This is a genomic window from Streptomyces zhihengii (assembly GCF_016919245.1).
GTDB classification, from domain to species: Bacteria; Actinomycetota; Actinomycetes; order Streptomycetales; family Streptomycetaceae; genus Streptomyces; species Streptomyces zhihengii.
In genome coordinates, this window is record NZ_JAFEJA010000002.1 from 1480756 (window position 1) to 1497625 (window position 16870).

At 76.4% G+C, this 16870-nt stretch carries 14 protein-coding genes; 4 read left to right on the forward strand and 10 right to left on the reverse strand.

The features are described 5' to 3' along the window. Window positions 1-4: 4 nt before the first annotated feature. Together JE024_RS33930 and JE024_RS33935 are read right to left on the reverse strand one after the other, a co-directional pair. Window positions 5-1249 (reverse strand): MFS transporter, encoded by a 1245-nt coding sequence (locus tag JE024_RS33930; RefSeq protein WP_205377707.1) that lies wholly within the window; start codon window positions 1247-1249, stop codon window positions 5-7. A 156-nt stretch (window positions 1250-1405) separates the two neighbouring features. Then, window positions 1406-2026: an SDR family oxidoreductase gene (locus JE024_RS33935; protein ID WP_205377708.1), complete on the reverse strand. Its 621-nt coding sequence runs from the start codon at window positions 2024-2026 to the stop codon at window positions 1406-1408. 251 nt (window positions 2027-2277) lie between these two features. Here JE024_RS33935 and JE024_RS33940 point away from each other — a divergent pair, with 251 nt between their 5' ends. Beyond that, window positions 2278-6162 (forward strand): BTAD domain-containing putative transcriptional regulator, encoded by a 3885-nt coding sequence (locus JE024_RS33940; protein ID WP_244883361.1) that lies wholly within the window; start codon window positions 2278-2280, stop codon window positions 6160-6162. A gap of 99 nt (window positions 6163-6261) precedes the next feature. Here the strand turns inward: JE024_RS33940 and JE024_RS33945 are convergent, their stop codons facing one another. Further along, complete coding sequence (locus JE024_RS33945; protein ID WP_205377709.1) at window positions 6262-7512, reverse strand: calcium:cation antiporter; 1251 nt, start codon at window positions 7510-7512, stop codon at window positions 6262-6264. A 305-nt stretch (window positions 7513-7817) separates the two neighbouring features. Here JE024_RS33945 and JE024_RS33950 point away from each other — a divergent pair, with 305 nt between their 5' ends. Beyond that, window positions 7818-8300, forward strand: a complete 483-nt coding sequence (locus JE024_RS33950) for a hypothetical protein (protein ID WP_205377710.1) — start codon at window positions 7818-7820, stop codon at window positions 8298-8300. A 277-nt stretch (window positions 8301-8577) separates the two neighbouring features. Here the strand turns inward: JE024_RS33950 and JE024_RS33955 are convergent, their stop codons facing one another. The 7 genes from JE024_RS33955 to JE024_RS33985 all read right to left on the reverse strand — a co-directional run bounded on the left by JE024_RS33955 (window position 8578) and on the right by JE024_RS33985 (window position 15531). Beyond that, a complete protein-coding gene (locus tag JE024_RS33955; protein ID WP_205378502.1) occupies window positions 8578-9195 on the reverse strand; it encodes a maleylpyruvate isomerase family mycothiol-dependent enzyme in 618 nt (205 codons plus the stop codon). Between the two features lie 162 nt (window positions 9196-9357). Then, on the reverse strand, window positions 9358-9921 hold the full coding sequence (locus tag JE024_RS33960; protein WP_205377711.1) for a TetR/AcrR family transcriptional regulator: 564 nt from the start codon (window positions 9919-9921) through the stop codon (window positions 9358-9360). After that, window positions 9914-10750 carry an alpha/beta fold hydrolase gene (locus tag JE024_RS33965; protein ID WP_205377712.1) on the reverse strand — a complete coding sequence of 279 codons (837 nt, stop codon included), beginning with the start codon at window positions 10748-10750 and terminating at the stop codon, window positions 9914-9916. The genes JE024_RS33960 and JE024_RS33965 overlap by 8 nt, the downstream gene beginning before the upstream one ends. 231 nt (window positions 10751-10981) lie before the next feature. After that, on the reverse strand, window positions 10982-12553 hold the full coding sequence (locus JE024_RS33970; protein WP_244883363.1) for a glycosyltransferase family protein: 1572 nt from the start codon (window positions 12551-12553) through the stop codon (window positions 10982-10984). A gap of 145 nt (window positions 12554-12698) precedes the next feature. Beyond that, window positions 12699-13610: an aminoglycoside phosphotransferase family protein gene (locus tag JE024_RS33975; RefSeq protein WP_205377713.1), complete on the reverse strand. Its 912-nt coding sequence runs from the start codon at window positions 13608-13610 to the stop codon at window positions 12699-12701. A 99-nt stretch (window positions 13611-13709) separates the two neighbouring features. After that, window positions 13710-14123: a hypothetical protein gene (locus tag JE024_RS33980; protein WP_244883365.1), complete on the reverse strand. Its 414-nt coding sequence runs from the start codon at window positions 14121-14123 to the stop codon at window positions 13710-13712. Window positions 14124-14232: 109 nt separating this feature from the next. Beyond that, complete coding sequence (locus tag JE024_RS33985) at window positions 14233-15531, reverse strand: amidohydrolase family protein (RefSeq protein ID WP_205377714.1); 1299 nt, start codon at window positions 15529-15531, stop codon at window positions 14233-14235. A 331-nt stretch (window positions 15532-15862) separates the two neighbouring features. Here JE024_RS33985 and JE024_RS33990 point away from each other — a divergent pair, with 331 nt between their 5' ends. Then, window positions 15863-16444, forward strand: coding sequence for a TMEM165/GDT1 family protein (locus tag JE024_RS33990; protein WP_205377715.1), 582 nt, complete (start codon window positions 15863-15865; stop codon window positions 16442-16444). An 89-nt stretch (window positions 16445-16533) separates the two neighbouring features. Further along, on the forward strand, window positions 16534-16758 hold the full coding sequence (locus tag JE024_RS33995) for a hypothetical protein (protein ID WP_205377716.1): 225 nt from the start codon (window positions 16534-16536) through the stop codon (window positions 16756-16758). Window positions 16759-16870 lie beyond the last annotated feature (112 nt).

The following is a 16870-nucleotide window of genomic DNA, read 5'->3' on the forward strand; positions in this document are numbered from 1 at the left end:
GCCGTCAGGCCCCCGGCCGCTTCACCGGGAAGCCGTGGGCACGGGCGAACACCACCACCGCCAGCACCGGCGCGAGGAGCAGCAGCACCGTCCACGGGAAGGAGTCGCTGCCGATGCCGTCGAGCAGGATGCCGCCGGCGATCCCGCCGCCCGCCATGGCGACGTTCCACAGCGTCACCAGCATCGCCTGCGCGGCATCGGCCTGTTCGCCGCCCGCGTCGGCGACCGCCGTCTGGAGCAGCGTCGGCACACCGCCCCATCCCAGGCCCCACAGCGCGGCCGCGACGTACACCAGCGCGGTGTTGTCGCTGAGCACCGCCAGCAGCGCCGACGCCACCGCGACCAGCAGTGTGCTGACCACCGTCAGCAGCCTCAGCCGCCGGTGGATCTGCGCCCCCACGATCCAGATGCTGAGGAGGGACGCGGCACCGAACACCAGCAGCACCAGGTCCGTGCTGCCGCCCAGGCCGACGTCGTCGAGGAAGGTGGCGATGTACGCGTACAGGATCGTGTGCGCCAGCACGAAGACCAGGGTCACGAACAGCACCGGGGCCACACCCGGCACCTTCAGGGCGCGCAGCATCGCCGGCCGCTCACCGCGCTCCTGGCCCGGGTAGTCGGGCACGGCGGCCCAGATCCACCCCAGCAGCACCACGGTCAGCGCCGTCATCACCAGGAACGCCACCCGCCAGCCGACCGCGGTGCCCAGGAACGTGCCCGCCGGCACACCGAGCGACAGCGCCACCGGGATACCCGCCATCGCGATCGCGATCGCCTTGCCCTGGAGGTGGACCGGCGCCATCCGGCGGGCGTACCCGGCGAGCAGCGCCCACGCCAGACCGGCGGCGACACCGGCGACGAACCGGGCCACCATCGTCAGACCGTAGACCGACGACACCGCCGTCACGGTGTTGGCGACGGCGAAGCCCGCCATGGCCACGAGCAGCAGCCGCTTGCGCCGCCAGCCGGCCGTCGCCGCCGTCAGCGGGATCGCCGTCAGGGCCGTGCCGATGGCGTAGATGGTGACCGTCTGCCCGGTCGCCGACTCGCTCACCCGCAGATCCGAACTCATCTGCGGCAACAGACCGGCGGGCAGGGTCTCGGTGAGGCTGGTGATGAAGACCGCCGTGGCCAGGGCCAGCAGCGCGAGCAGCGGCAGCTTCTGCGGTTCTCCGGCGCCCGCGGCCGGCGGCGCCGGCCGGGACTCCGAACCGCCGGGGGCGGTCGCCGTGTCGGGGGAGGTGCTCATGTGATGTGCTCCGGGTGTCGGGGGACGTGTGGGTGTCCGGGGATGTGTTCGGGCCCGGCCGCGGGGCCGGGCGGTACGGCGGATGCGCCCGCCGGCGGTGCGGACCGCGCGGCCGCCGCCGCCCCCGGGCGGGAGGGCGGCGCACGGGGAAGGCGCCTAGGGGCGGCGGCCCAGACCGCCGTCCACCGGGAGCCGGGCCCCCGTCGTGAACGTCGCGTCCGTGGCCAGGAAGAGGGCGGCGCGGGCGACCTCCTCGGCGGAACCGAGCCGGCCGAGCGGCGGCAGCGGCACGGCGCCCGCCGGCGGCGCCTCGATACAGCCGGGCGCCACCGCGTTGACGCGGATCCCGCGCCCGGCGAGCTCGCTCGCGAGCGCGCCCACCGCCGTGTCCGGCGTCGCTGTGTCCGGCGCCGCTGTGTCCGGCGGAACGGGTGAGGTCAGCACCACCGCTCCGCCGTCGCGCACCCAGGGCAGCAGAGGGCGCGCCGTGTCCACGGCCCCGGCGAACAGCAGATCCGCGCCGCCGTCCTCCCCGGGGCCGCCCCACCGGCCCAGCTCACCGGCGAGCGCGCCCCGGTCACCGGGCGCGGCGGAGGGCGCGAGGACCACCAGCCGGGCGGCCGAGCCCAGTTCCGTCCGGGCCCGGGCCCGCTCCTCCTGGCCGCCGACGGTCAGCAGCACCTGCGCACCCCCTTCCACCAGCCGCTTGGCGATGGCCAGCGCGATCCCGGGCTCCTGGCCCACGACCACGGCCCTGCTCCCCGCATATCTGGTCATCGCTGCCGAACTCCTTCCGGTGGGCGGGACCCGCCGCGCGGGCGGCACGTCGGTCGGCGCGCTGCCGCGGCCGGCCCGTACGGCGGCCCGGCACAGCCGACTGTGCACCCGCCCGCTTCGGGTCCGCCGAGGGTTTCCTGACGGTCCGCTGACGGCCCGTCGCACCACCGCCCGACCGGTGTTGTGTACGCACGATGTCGTCTGCCCGGAGGCGGCTCACCGCCCGCCCGGCAGCCTGTACGGTGGCCCGCATGCGGTTCGGGGTACTCGGCCCACTCGTGGTGTGGGACGACGGGGGCACGGCGGTCACGGTGCCCGAGACCAAGGTCCGGGCGCTGCTCGCGACCCTGCTCGCACACGACGGCGGCCCGGTCTCCGCCGACCGCCTCGTCCGGCACCTGTGGGGCGACGACCCGCCGGGCAAGCCCGCCGGAGCGCTCCAGGCCAAGGTCTCCCAGTTGCGCAGGGTCCTCGGCCGGGACAACGTCACCCACGAGCCCGCCGGTTACCGGCTGCGGCTCGACCCGGACGCCCGCCAGGTCGACGCGGACCGCTTCCGCGCCCTGGCGAACGAGGCCCGCACCGCGGCCGATCCACACGCCAGGGCCGCCCTGCTCACCGAGGCCCTCGGCCTGTGGCGGGGCCCGGCCTACGCGGACTTCGCGGACGAACCCTTCGTCCGCGGCGCGGCCGGTCGCCTCGACGAGCAGCGCCTGTCCGTCACCGAGGAACAGGCCGAGGCCCGCCTCGCCGTCGGCGACCACCTGCTGCTCGCGGGCGAACTGGCCGCCTTGGTGGAACGCCACCCGCTGCGGGAGCGCCTGCGCGCGGCCCAGATACGCGCGCTCTACCTCACCGGCCGCCAGAGCGAGGCCCTCGCCTCCTACGAACACCTCCGCACCCGCCTCGCCGACGACCTCGGCGTCGACCCCGGCCCCAGCCTCACGGCCCTCCACCAGGCCGTCCTCCGCCAGGACCCCGCCCTCACGACCCCGCCGCCCGGCGCCTCGCCGGAATCGGCCTCCGGGGCGTGGCCGCCGGCGGGTTCCGCCGCGGTGCGTCCGGCCGCGCCGGAGGTGGGCCGGCCCGCGCCTGTCCGACCGCCCGGCGGCGACGGACAGGCGGCGGATGCCTTCCCGGGCACGCACGGTGCGGTCACCCCCGAGGAGGGCTCACCTGCCGGTGCCGTGCCGCCGGGCGGGACCGGTGCGCCGACGGGTGCGGTCGTCCCGGAGGTGGGCTCACCCTCCGGGGGGTGGCCGCCGACGGCCCGCGCTGCCGCCCCGGAGGCGGGCCCGCCCGTGGGTGTCCGGCCGGATGCCGCCCCGCAGGCCGCACCCGGAGCGGGTCCTTCCGCGCCGGGTGCGGTTCCTCCGGATGCGGCTCCGCCCTCCGGCGGGTGGCCGCCGGCCGGTTCCGGCGTGTACCCGGGCACGCCCGGTGCGGCGGTTCCCTCTGCCCCGAGTGCGGCCGCGCCGGAGGTGGGCCGGCCCGCGGGTGTCCGGCCGCCCGGCGGCGACGGACAGGCGGCGGATGCCTTCCCGGGCGCGCCCGGTGCGGCGGCACCCGGGGCGGCTCCGCCCGGCGAAGGGTGGCCCCAGGCCACCCCCGTGTCCGTGCCGCCGCGGGCGGCCACCCCCGTCGCGTCGAACCTTCCCGTGCCGTTGACCGGGCTCGTCGGGCGGGACGAGGCGCTTGCCGAGGTCTCGCGGCTGCTGGACGGGGCGCGGCTGGTGACGCTCACCGGGGCCGGGGGGGTCGGCAAGACGCGGCTGGCCGTCGCCGCGGCGGCGGCGCGGGTGGCCGCCGGTGGAGACGGCGAACTGCCCGACGGCGTCTGGCTCGTGGAGTTCGCCGGGGTGCGCGCGGGCGGTGCCGGAGACCTGGCGCAGGTCGTCTCCGCGACGCTCGGGATCAGGGACGGCGCGCCCGCCGCCCTGCCGGGCAGTGCGGCGGGCTGCGCCGGGGCCCCCTCACCGGCGCACCGGCTCGCCGCCGCCCTGCGCGACCGGCGGGTCCTGCTCGTGCTCGACAACTGCGAGCACGTCGTCGACGCCGCCGCCGAACTGGCCGCGCTCATCCTGCGCACCGCGCCCGGCCTGCGGGTGCTGGCCACCAGCCAGGAGCCGCTGGACCTGGCGGGAGAGGCCGTCCACGTGGTCGAGCCGCTCGGCCCGGATGCCGCCGTGCGGCTGTTCACCGAGCGCGCCGCCGCCCGCGACCCCGGCTTCGGCCGCACCGGGACGGGCGACGGTGACGCCGACCGGGAGGCCGTCGCCGAGATCTGCCGCCGGCTGGACGGCATCCCGCTCGCCCTCGAACTCGCCGCCACCCGCGTGCGCGCCCTCGGCGTACGCGGCCTGGCCGCACGCCTCGGCGACCGCTTCCGGGTGCTGACCACGGGCGGGCGCGGCGCCCCGGCCCGGCAGCAGACGCTGCGCGCGGTCATCGACTGGAGCTGGGAACTGCTCAGCGCCCCCGAACGCATCGTGCTGCGCCGCCTCGCCGTGCACAGCGACGGCTGCGACCTGGAGGCGGCCGAGGCGACCTGCGCGGGCGACGGCGTCACCCGGGACGAGGTGCTCGACCTCGTCACACGGCTGGTCGACCGCTCCCTGGTGGTCGTGGTGGACGGTCCCACCGGGCGCCGCTACCGGCTGCTGGAGTCCGTCGCCGCGTACGCCACCGAGCGGCTCCACGAGATGGCGGACGTCACCGCCGTCGCCGGGCGGCACCTGCGGCACTACCTGGCACTCGCCGAGCACGCCGAGCCCCTGCTGCGCGGCCCCGACCAGCGCCATCTGCTCGCCCGGCTGGACGCCGAGGCCGCCAATCTGCGTGCCGCGCTCGACGAGGCGGTACGCCGGGCGGCCGCGGGTGACGAGGGGGAGGCCGTCCGGCTGGCGACGGCACTGTCCTGGTGGTGGCTGCTGCGCGGCCGTCTGATCGAGGCGCACCGAGCCCTGACCGCCGTACTCGCCGCCTCCGCCACGGCCCCCGGTCCCGGCGCCACCACCCCCGCCCCCGACCCCGAACTCGTCCTCCTCCACACGGCGTTCGCGCTCCTCACCGGCGACCACACCGGCACCGCCCGGGCCGCCCTCGCGGACACGAACGCGCCCTCGGACACCGACCCCGACCGTCCCCCCGGAACCGCCGACGCCGACGCCGTCAGCGACCCCGTGCGGCGCGGGCGCGCCCTGTGGCTGTGCGCCTACGGGCGCTTCAGCGCCGGGGAGCCCGGCGCGGCGGATCGGCTCAACGACCGGGCCCTCGGACTGTTCACGGCGGCGGGCGACCGCTGGGGCACCGCCGCCGCCCTCGGCCTGCGCGCGACGCTCGCGCTGGTCCGCGGCGACCTGGCCGGCCTCAGCCGGGACGGCGTCCGCGGCGCCGCCCTCTTCCGGGAACTCGGCGACCGCTGGGGCGAACTGCAGACCGTCACCCCGCTCGCCGCGCTCGCGGAGATCCGGGGCGACTACGAGGACGCCGCGCGCCGCCAGCGCGAGGGCCTCGGCATGGCCAGGGAACTCGGCCTGCTGGCCGAGGTCTCGGCCAGGCTCTCCGGGCTGGGCCGCCTCGCCCTGCTCTCCCGGGACTGGGAACGCGGCAGGGAACTGCACGAACAGGCCCGCCGCATCGCCGCCGAACAGGGCTACAAGTACGGCGAGATCCACTCCGAGATGGGCCTGGCGCTCGGCGCCCGCCGCTCCGGGGACCTCGACGCCGCCGAAGCCCACCTCGCCCGCATCCGCGACGGCTACGCCGATGTCTCGTCCGAGGCCGGCGACCATCTGCTCCTCGCCGAACTCGGCTTCCTCGCCGAACTGCGCGGGGACGCCGGCACGGCCGCCGCCCACCATCTGCGGGGTCTCGCCGTGGCGCGCTCCCTCGGCGAGCCGCGCGCGCTGGCGCTCTCGCTGGAGGGCCTCGCCGGGGCGGCCGCCCTCGGCGGCGGTGCGCCGGGGCGCGGTGCGCGGCCCTGCTGCTCGGCGCGGCCGACGCGGCGCGCCGGGGCGTCGGCGCCCCGCTGCCCGCGGCCGAACGCGGGGACGTCGACCGTGCCGCCGCCGCGGCCCGCACCGCCCTGGGCGGCACGGCGTTCACGACGGCCTACCGGAACGGAGCGGCGCTGACCGCCGAGGAGGCCGTGCGCCGCGCCTGTCCCGTCCTGGGCCGCACGGCCCCGGCACCAGCCCCGGGAGCCGCCCCGGGTGCGGTCGGCGCGCCCTGCCTCAGGGACTGAGCGACAGGAAGATGAACGCGGAGAACAGCGCCAGGTGCACCCCGCCCTGCAAGAGGTTCGCGCGCCCCGGCACGACCGTCAGCGCGCTCACCACGGCGGTCAGCGCGAGCAGCACCAGATGCACCGGCTGGAGTCCGAGCTCCAGGTCCCCGGACAGCCAGATGGAGGCGAACGCGATGGTGGGGACGGTCAGTCCGATGCTGGCGATCGCCGAGCCGTAGGCCAGATTGAGGCTGGTCTGCATCCGGTCGCGGCGGGCCGAGCGGACGGCGGACAGCGTCTCGGGCAGCAGCACCATCAGCGCGATGACGACACCCACCACGCCGTAGGGCAGCCCCGCGTTGTCCACTCCGCGCTCGATCGTCGGGGAGATGACCTTGGCGTTGCCGACCACGGTGATCAGCGAGAGCAGCAGCAGGCCCAGGCTGATCAGGGCCGCGCGGTTCGGCGGCGGCGGAGCGTGCTCCTCGCCGTCGTCGGTCCCGACCGCGCCCTCGCCCGCGTCCGGGGCCTCCCGGACGGCCGCACCGGTCCTGTCGCCGGCCGCCGCGCCCCCGGTGCCGCCCGCCGAACCCTGAGCCCGCGCCGGAGACTTCGGCCGGGTCCCCTGCCCCGTGGTGGCCCCGCGCTCGTGGCGGCGGTCGACGGGGAGGAAGTAGTCGCGGTGCCGCACGGTCTGCACGGTGACGAACAGGACGTACAGCCCGAGCGAGGCGACCGCCGCGAACGCGAGCTGTCCGGCGGTGAATTCGGGGCCCTCCGCGCCCGTGGTGAACGTCGGCAGCACCAGCGTCATGGTGGCGAGCGTGATGACCGTGGCGAGCGCGCCGCCCGAACCCTCCGCGTTGAAGACCACGGTCCGATTGCGTACGGCGCCCACCAGCAGGCAGAGGCCGACGATGCCGTTGCAGGTGATCATCACGGCCGCGAAGACCGTGTCGCGCGCGTAGGTCGACGCCTTGTCGCCGCCGCCCGTCATCAGCATGACGATCAGGCCGACCTCGATGACCGTGACGGCGACGGCCAGCACCAGGGAACCGAGCGGCTCACCGACGCGGTGCGCGACGACCTCCGCGTGGTGGACGGCCGCGAGCACGGCCCCGAACAGGCACAGGGCGACGACCGTCACCCCGAGCGCGGGCAGATCGCGCCCCCAGCCGAAGGCGAGTGCGAGCAACGCCAGCACCGGCATCCATGTTGTCCACTGCCGTACCACTGGTGTGCTGTTGTCCGCGCTCATGGTGATCAGACTGCCAGAAGCCCGCGGCGTTCCGTGCCCCGGGGCGGCGTGGCCCGCCGACGTCTGACGTCCCGCGGCCGGGCCGGAACGGCGCTCCGGCGCGCCGCGGGCCCCGGCCGGCGCGTGCCCCGGTCCGCCCTCGTCACCCAACGGGCCCTGCTCCGGACGGTGTTGCGGCCCCGTTCGTCCGGGGGCGCTCCGAAGCGGCCGGCTCCCGCGTCGCCCGTCCGTGAAGTGATCACTCGTCATGATGAGAGCCGCGCGTCTCCCTGCGCCCGGCGGCGTGCGTCCGGCACGGTGGCGGCATGCTCCTGCGCCGCCTCCTCCCTCCCCTCGTGCTCGTCCTGGTCCTCGCCGTCTCCGGCTGTGTCAGCGTCCCCACCGGCAGTGGCCGGGACCGGCCGGTCCTCTCCCCGGCGCCCGCCGGGCCCGCTCCGGCCGGCGCGGTGGTCCCCGGTGCGGGCGCCGGTCCGCTGCCGGCCGCCCAGTCCGCGGGGCGCGACGCACTCGCCGCGACCGGTCCCGAGACGCCGGCGGCCGGGCCGGCGCAGGCGCCGCCCGCCGAGCGGGCCCGCGGCGGGGCGCACGGGCCGCACCCGGCGCCGCGCCTGCGCCCCCACCGCCCCCGCCCTGCCGTGAAGCCCGCGCCGCGCCCCGGACAGCGCTCCGCACCCCGGCACGCCCCTCCCCGCGGGTACGTCCCCGCGATGCGGCACCTGTGCGCCGAGTCGGAGGGCGTCACCTCGTCGCAGGTGACCCGCCTCTGCCGCTACACCTACGGCCGCTGACCCGGTCCGGCACCACACCTACGGCCGCTGACGCCGTTCGCCGCCGTGCCCACGGCCGCCTGACCGGGTCCGCCACCCGCCCACGGCCGCTGACGCCGTTCGCCGCCGTGCCCACGGCCGCCTGACCGGGACCGCCGCCCGCCCACGGCCGCTGACCCGGTCCGCAGCCGCGCCCAAGGCCGCAGCCGCGCGCAAGGCCGCCGACGCACCCCCGGCCGCCGACGCACCCCCGGCCGCCGACGCACCCCCGGCGGCGGTCCCGCGGGCGCTGCCCCGGTCAGGCGGCCGGCCCGGTCGGCGACGCGAGCGCGCTCAGACCGGGCCCGTCGAGTTCCCCCAGGGCCGTCCGCCGCCCGGAGACGGCCAGCAGCAGCGAGAGCGCGGGGCCGCGCACCTCCGGTCCTTCGCCGACGGAGACCTCGGCGTCCGTCGCGGCCAGCCGCACCCGCGAGGTCAGCTCCTTGGCGCCGCCGAACGACGCGGGGGTACGGAGCTGCAACCGCAGCCCCCGGACCACCGCCTGCGGCGGATAGGCGCGGATCAGGCCCAGCGGACGGCGGATGTCCTCCCCGTGGACGACCTCCTCGACGAGCCGGCTGTCGAGGGGCGCCGGGGGAGTGGACGTCCGCGACGCCACCTGCCGCAGCCGCTCCAGCGTCTCCGCGGGCGACGCGGCCCGCTCCCGCTCCACGCCCCGCGCGTTCTGCCGGTCGAAGTCGAACCGGGCCCTGGCCAGCCCGGCCACGAACCCGAGCCGTGTCGTGCGCGCCGTGTCGACGAGGTGGGCCACCACGTCGTGCACGGTCCACCCGTCGCAGAGCGACGGCCGCCGCCACTGCTCGTCGTCGAGCCCCGCCAGGTCCTCGATCAGCGCCGCGCGCTCGGTGTGCACCATCGGCCAGACGTCGTCGTTCACGGCGTTCACGGTTTCTCCTCGGCCCGCTCCCGGATGCCGGGCCCTTCCCGGTGTCCGTGTGAGAGATGACCGCCCGCGCCGCCGGAACTCATCGCCCGACGCCCGCGTCACCCCGTTGCGCCGGGCGCCTGCGGTCCGGCTCTATCCCTGCGGCCCGGGAGCCCCCGCCCCCGCCACCACCATGGTCACCAGCAGCGCGTGGCTCTCGTCGAGGCTCTCGGGCAGCCCGAACGCCCCGTCCGTCTCGAGGACGGCGAAGCCGTGGACCGCGGCGCGCAGGCAGCGGGCCATGTGGACGGCTGCCGAGTCCGTCATCCCGTACGAGCGCAGCGCGGCGCGGATGATGTCGAGCAGCCGCTCCCCGGCCTCGGCCGTACGCGGCTCCGGGGTCTGGAGCATCGCGGCGTAACGGTGCGGGGCGCGGAGCGTGAAGGCCCGCCAGGCCGTCATGAAGGCGCGCAGCGCCTCCTCGCCCGAGCGGCCGAGCACGGCGAGGCCGACCTCGTCGGCCAGGTCGTTCATGATCCGCGCCGAGACGAGGTCGCGGAGCTCGGCGAGATTGCGCACATGCTTGTAGAGGGACGGTGTGGCGACGCCCGCCCGGCCCGCGACGGCCGAGAGGGTGAGGGCGGCGGGGCCCGCCTCGTCGACGGTCTCCAGAGCGAAGGCGACGACCGCGTCCGCGGACAGCGACGCCCTAGGCACGGGAGGTGTCCTTCAGGAAGGCCAGGACGGCCGAGGCGACTTCGGCGGGGGCCTGGACGTGCGGATAGTGGCCCGCGCCCTCGATCGTCACCAGCCGCCCGAGCCCCTCGGGCATCATCGCCACGATGCCCTCGCCCTCGGCCACCGGGTCCGCCCAGTCGGGGTCCAGGGTGCCTTCGACGACCAGTGCGGGGCAGCGGATGTCGCCCAGCCGGGCGCCCGCGTCGACGGGGGCGGACATGCCCATCCTGCTCACCACGGCCATCCGGCCCGGCCTGCGCAGATCTGCCTCCAGCGCTTCCCGGTGCGCGGCGTACCCCTCGGGCCGAGTGCCCGGGTAGGCGTGGTCCAGGTAGCGCTTCCACAGGCCGACGCTGCGCAGCAGTCCCGTGCCGAGGAGCAGCGACATGCCCTTGCGGTAGCGGGCGTCGGAGAGCAGGGCGCGTGCGTCGATCTTCTGCGCGCGGGTGAAGGGGCTGATCTCCACCACGGCGGTGACCAGTTCGGGCGCCTCGGCGGCCGCGATGGTGGCGGCGCCCCCGGCGAAGGAGTGGCCCACGACGACCGCGGGGCCGCCCAGGTGGCGGATCACGGCGAGCAGGTCGCCCGCCGCGTCGGTGCGGGTGTAGGACGCCCAGCCGGTGCTCGACTCGCCGTGCCCCCGCTGGTCCACCGCGGCGACCCGGTGGCCGGCCCCGGCGAGCAGGGCGCCCAGCTCCCGGAAGGCCGCTCTGTTGTCGCCCATGCCGTGGGCGAGCACGATCAGTGGCCCCTCGCCGGTCACCTCGTACGCGAGGCGGCCGCCGTCGGTCTCCAGGAACTCGGTCATGATCCACCCCGTGGGTCGGTGTGCCGTGGTTAATGTCGTTAGCCGTAAAGCTAATAGCATTAGCTTCGGCTGTCAACGACACGTTCGCCCACGACACGACCGCCGACGGCAGGGCTCTCGACGGCACGGCTGTCTGCGGTGCGGAGGCCGACGGCGCAGACATCAGCGGGTGCGGGCGCAGGTGCAGATGTCGGAGCGGCGTGCGGGTCCGGCGGACGAACGGCGGTGTGCTCAGTCGGCGGCGGGCGGCGGGCAGACCGTGCGGGCGTACAGCGTCACGCGACCGCCCTTGAGGTCCGTGCGGGCGCAGACGGTGAAGTCGCGTGCGAGCACCCGGCGCTTGACCCGCTCCGCGGGCGTCGTGTCCAGCGGCTGCCCCTCCGGGTCGGCGAGCACCACCACCACGCGGGCGCGCGACAGCCGCCGCCCGATCTCCCCGGGCGCCACCTCGGTCCCCTGGAGCGTCCCCGACGCCGCGGGGGACTCCGCGAGCGCGATGTCGGCCGTCCCGGCGAGGCGGCCGGGATACGACAGCGTCCACTCACGGCGCCGGGCCGGGGTGAACAGGACGGCGTCGGCCCCCGCCGACAGCCGTGCCGCCTCCGCGGCGATGGCCGTGACGTCGTCCTTGCGGCTGTCCGGCGTCCTCATCTGCGCACTGACCGGCAGCAGCGCCGGCGCGCACAGCAGGCCCGCGGCACCCACCGCCGCCGCCCGCGCGGCCCGGCCGCGCACCACCCGTCCCGCACCGTCCGCCGCCCGTACCAGCGCCGCGCCGACGAGCAGGGCGAGACCGATGTGGGAGTAGAGCACGTAGCGGTCCACGTAGACCGGCTGGTGCACCGCCGCCGACTGCAGGACCGCGGTCGGCAGCAGCGCCAGCGCCAGGGCGGGCGTGCCGACGGCCGCCGCGCTCCCTCCCCGCCGTGCCAGGAACCACCGGCAGACCACGGCCAGGGCGGCGAAGCCCGCGATCTCGCACCACTCGCGCGCACCCGGGCCGCTGATCCAGGACACCTGGCCCGACTGGGCCGCGCTGAGGACGGCCAGCGGCGCCAGCGCCATGGCCACGGCCGCCGCCGTGACGGCGAAGCACCTGCGCGCGCGGGAGGCCGCGGCGGGGGAGAACCGAAGCGCCACGCCGTGGGCGAGCAGCGCGAGCACCGCGAACTCGTGCAGCAGCGCGGCCGTCAGGACCACCGCCCCGTAGCGGAACCAGCGGCCCGGCGTCGCGTCCGGGCCCAGCCCGGTGAACTGCCAGGTGGCGAGCGCCACCAGCGCGCAGACCAGGGCGTAGGAGCGGCCCTCCTGCGCGTACATCTGCACCTCGGGGGTCACCGCGAACACCAGCCCGGCGACGAGCCCCACCGCGGGGCGTCCCGTCAGGCGCAGACCGGTCGCGGCGACGAGCCCGGCGGCTGCGGCGACGGCCACGGCCGAGGGGAGCCGCAGCGTGAGCAGACCGCCGTCCCACACCCCGAACAGGGCGTGCATGGCGAGGTAGTGGAGCCCGTGCACGGCATCGGCGCCGCCCAGCAGATCCACGATCTCCGGCAGACTCCGGTGTGCGACCTGGTACGTGACGGACTCGTCCCGCCACAGGGTCCCCTGCCGGGTGAGGCCCCACAGCCCGAGGGCCAGCGCGGCGAGCGCCGGCACGATGACCGCGCCCCGCGCCGACGGCCACGCCGGCGCGTCCGGAGCCGCGGCGGTGCGGGAGGCGTCGCGGTCCTGCTCCCGAAGCTCGATGGCCCCTCCGTCGAACGGGCGCGCGGGGCGCGCCTTCCTCCGTGGCCGGATCACCCTATGCGAGCGGCTGCTGACGGACCATCGGCCCCGGTGCAGGCCGCAGGCCGCAGACCGCCCACGGCCGCTGCCGCGCTCAGCCGCCGGGCCCGCCCCGGCTCCTCCCGCCCCGGCTCACACCCCGGCACCTCCCGTCCCCGGCTCACACCTCCGCGTCAGCGTCCGCCAGGATCGCCCGCAGCCGTGCGGTGCACTCGTCGACGAACGCGGGGAACGTGTGCCGGTAGTACGCGACACCGGTGACACCGACCGCGACGGCCCAGGCCCGCGCGCGGTGCCAGGTCGCGTCGTCCAGGTCCAGAGCGGCCCGGTAGGCGTGGCGGGCGGCGGCCGGCAGGTCCCAGACCGTCGCGTGCTCGGCGTCCGGAAGCCCCACCGACAGCGCCCCGAAGTCGATGACGGCGTGCAGCCTGCCCTCCCGCACGAGGAGGTTGGTCGGCTTCAGGTCCCCGTGCAGCCACACGTGCGGCGCCGGGGAGTCGGGCAGCTCCAGCGCCGCGTTCCACAGCGCTTCCAGCCTGTCGAGGTCGAGGTGGGTGTCCCCGGCGGCGCGGCACGTCCCGAAGTCGCGGCCCACCCACCCGGCGCACGCCCCGAGGGTCCCGCCGCGGTACCAGGCGAGATCACCCGCACGGGTGGCGCCCATCAGCCCGATGCCGTGCAACTCCCGTACGAAGGCGGCGAGATCGGTCCCGAAAGCGGCCCAGTCCCGTACCGTCGCGGGGCCCGCCTCCGCGCCCTCGATCCAGCGGTGCACCGACCACGGCAGCGGATAACCGGGCCCGGGGTCCCCGGAGTGCACGGGCTCGGGCACGGCCCGGCCGAGCAGGGGCGCCAGGCGGGGGAGCCAGTGCCGCTCCTTCGCCAGCGAGCCGGCCGCCTCCGTGGTCCTGGGCAGCCGCACGAGCAGTTCGTCGCCCAGCCGGTACATGGTGTTCTCCGTGCCGGCGCCCGCGGGCGCCAGCGGCAGCGCCGCCCACTCGGGCCGCTGCTCCCGCAGCAGTTCCCGCACCAGCGCGCCGTCGACCGGGACCTCGTTCTCGTGAAGAGTCACCCCGGGAGTCTCGCGGCCGCGGCCCCCGCCGGGCCACCGGGTTTCCCCCGCGGTTTCCCCGCGCCGGACGCGCGGTCGCGGTGCGGCCGCGTCCGGCCGTCACCGCCCGAACAGGAAGTACTCCGCCGGGACGAACACCTCGTGCCCGGTCCGGAACCGGACGCGCACCCCCTCCGCCGTCCACGCGGTGGACTGCACACCCTCGACCGCCTCGAAGGCGCCCACGTCGACCCAGTGTCCGTAGGACAGCCCGGGATCCCTGCCGATCACCAGCCGGTAGTCGTGCCGTCCGGACAGCGTGTGCCGGTGCACCAGACCCAGGAAGTGGGGCGACCCGTCCTCGTACACCACCGACGCCGGAGCCTCGGCCCGGTGCAGCACCTCGGACCGGGGCCACCACATCACCGTCATGAACGCCGTGGTCAGCAGGACGCCGCCGACCACCCCCAGCAGCACCCTGACGACCCCGCCCCACCGGCTCGGCCGCACGGCCGGACCGGCCGGCTCGGACATGATGGCGGTGATGACGGCCTCCCCGTTCGCACCCACAGCGGACGGCGACGAGGACGCCGCCGCGCGCCCGGCGGTTCCCGCCGCCCGCGGGGAGCGTGCCGGGTCCGGGTCACGGCACCAGGAGGGGCAGGCCCGCGTCCCGGAGCACGCCCGCCCGGTCGACCGCGACGCACCCCTCCTTGACGACGGCGTGGATCGCGTCGGGGCTGCCGAGGGAGTCGATGTCGGCGAGCGGGTCGGTGCCGCAGACCACGAGGTCGGCGGTCCGTCCGGCGGTGAGCGAGCCCAGGGCGTCCGCGACACCGCAGAGTTCGGCCGCGTCGGCGGTCGCGGCACGGATGGCCTGGAGCGGGGTCATCCCGCCGAACCGCACCATCAGGCCCAGCTCCCGCAGATTGGCCCCGTGCGGGGCCGTCAGCCCCGCGTCGGTGCCCAGGGCCACGCGCACCCCGGCGCCGACGGAACGTGCGAACGCCTCCTGGGCGGTGCGGTGCCACCGCACCGCCTTGGCGTACACGGCGGGCGGCACCCGGCCGGGGTCGGGCTCCGCCATCGTCTCCAGCAGGGTGGGGACGAGGAACTGCCCCCGCTCGGCCATCTCCGCCCGCAGTTCGTCGGTCAGGGCGTAGCCGTGCTCGATGCTCGCGACCCCGGAACGGACCGCGGCGGCGATGCCCGCCTCCCCGATCGCGTGCACCGCGACCGGCAGCCCGCCGTAGGCGGCGGCCTCCTCCACGGCCGCCCGCACCATCTCGGGACGCAGACCGAGCCACTCGGGCCGGTCGTGCGGGGAGGTGACGCCGCCGCTGGTGGCGAGCTTGACGCAGTCGGCCCCGGCGGCCACCAGCGCGCGGACCCGGGTGCGGATCTCGTCGACGGTGTCGACGATGCCGCCGGGACTGCCGGGGAAGGCGACCGCGGTCCGCAGCCCGTCGACGCCCCCGGGCAGACGGAAGTCCGCGTGCCCGGCGGTCTGGCTGAGCATCGCCACGGCGACCAGCAGCCTCGGCCCCTCGATGCGTCGCTCGGCCACGGCGCGGCGGAAGCCCGCGTCGATGCCCATCAGATCGCGTGCGGTGGTCACCCCGTTGTGGAGCGTGGTGCGCAGCCGGTCGAGGACCTTCAGGGCCCGGTAGGTGACGGGTTCGCCGGCGCCCGTCAGCGGGTTGCCGGCCGGACCGGGCAGCGCGAAGTGCACATGGACGTCGAAGAACCCGGGGCACACCGTCCGCCCACCGAGGTCCACGCGTACGGCGCCCCGCAGCGCGGGGTCGTCCGGCAGGTGCCGGGCGGGCCCGCACCAGCCGATCCGCGGACCGTCGACGACCAGCGCGCCGTCCGCGACGGGCGGGGCGCCCGTGCCGTCGATCAGCCGGGCGTTGTGCAGGACGACAGGAGACCCGTTCACGGCTGTCCTTTCTGCCGCGCAGTGCTCCGACCCATGGTCCCCGCACGCGAGGGGAGCGCAACCGGTGCGGGCCGCCTCGGGCGCGGCTGTTACCCTGGTCGGCAGCGAAGGGGAGTAGTCCCGAGAACCGCTGGTCGACACACTGGGCGCCCTTGGGTGCCCCGGCCACCGGGCCGCCGCATACTCTGCGGGGCGGACGAGACCTTCGGCCAGGCATGATGCGGCCCCACATGGGTGGGGTCACCACCGTCGTGCCGGGCCGAGTGGTTCCTCCCGTCGCCCCCTGGGTGCCGCACGAGCCGACGGCCCGGCCCCAGCAGAAAGCAAGGGAATGACCTTCGACCCCGTGGCGATGCTCACCGCCTTCGGTCTGATCTTCCTCGCGGAGCTCCCCGACAAGACCATGTTCGCCTCCCTGGCCATGGGCACGCGGATGCGGCCGCTGTACGTCTGGTTCGGCACCTCCACCGCCTTCGTGGTGCACGTCGCCATCGCGGTCGGCGCGGGCAGCCTGCTCGGACTGCTCCCGGAGATGGCCGTCAAGCTGGTCTCGGCGGCGCTGTTCGCGTTCGGCGCGTTCGTCCTGCTGAGGGGCGGGGACGACGAGGACGAGGAGGGCGGGGCGAAGACCGTCACCGGCTTCTGGCCCGTGTACACCACCGCGTTCATGGCCGTCTTCATCAGCGAGTGGGGCGACCTCACCCAGATCACCACCGCCAACCTCGCCGCCACCAACGGCTGGCTCCCCACCGCGATCGGTTCCGCACTCGCCCTGATGTCGGTCTCCGCCCTCGCCCTGCTGGTGGGCCGCTTCATCGCGCAGCGGGTCCCCCTGAAGACCGTCCAGCGCATCGGCGCCGTGTGCATGGCCGGACTCGCGATCTGGACCCTCGTCGAGGCGTTCACCGTCTGACGGTGCCCGGAGCGCCGCCCGGCGCTCCCCGGGGCGGCCGTCCGCGGGAGCGGTGGCCGCCCCGGCGCACCCGGCGCAGCCTGGAACGTATGAGAACTGCGCCGATCATCGTGCACAGGCCCTCGGCGTCCGGCGGCCGGCGGGTCACCGTCCACACCCAGGGCCGTGACGAGATCCTGGGGACCGCGTACTCGGACCACGATCTCGTCGTCTTCCTGGAGGCCGCCGGGATCCTCGACCCGGAGGCGGTGCTGGACGACCCCCGGTGGGTGGAGTGGCGCGGCGGCCGCGCCCACCACTGGAGCGCGGCCTGATCCGCTCGTCGCACCCGCACCGGGGGTCCGCGCTCCGCGGAGACCTTGTGGGAGGGAGCCGATCTTGAGAGGGTGCTGAGTCATCGAGGCCGCAGGGCGGGGCCGTCGGGGA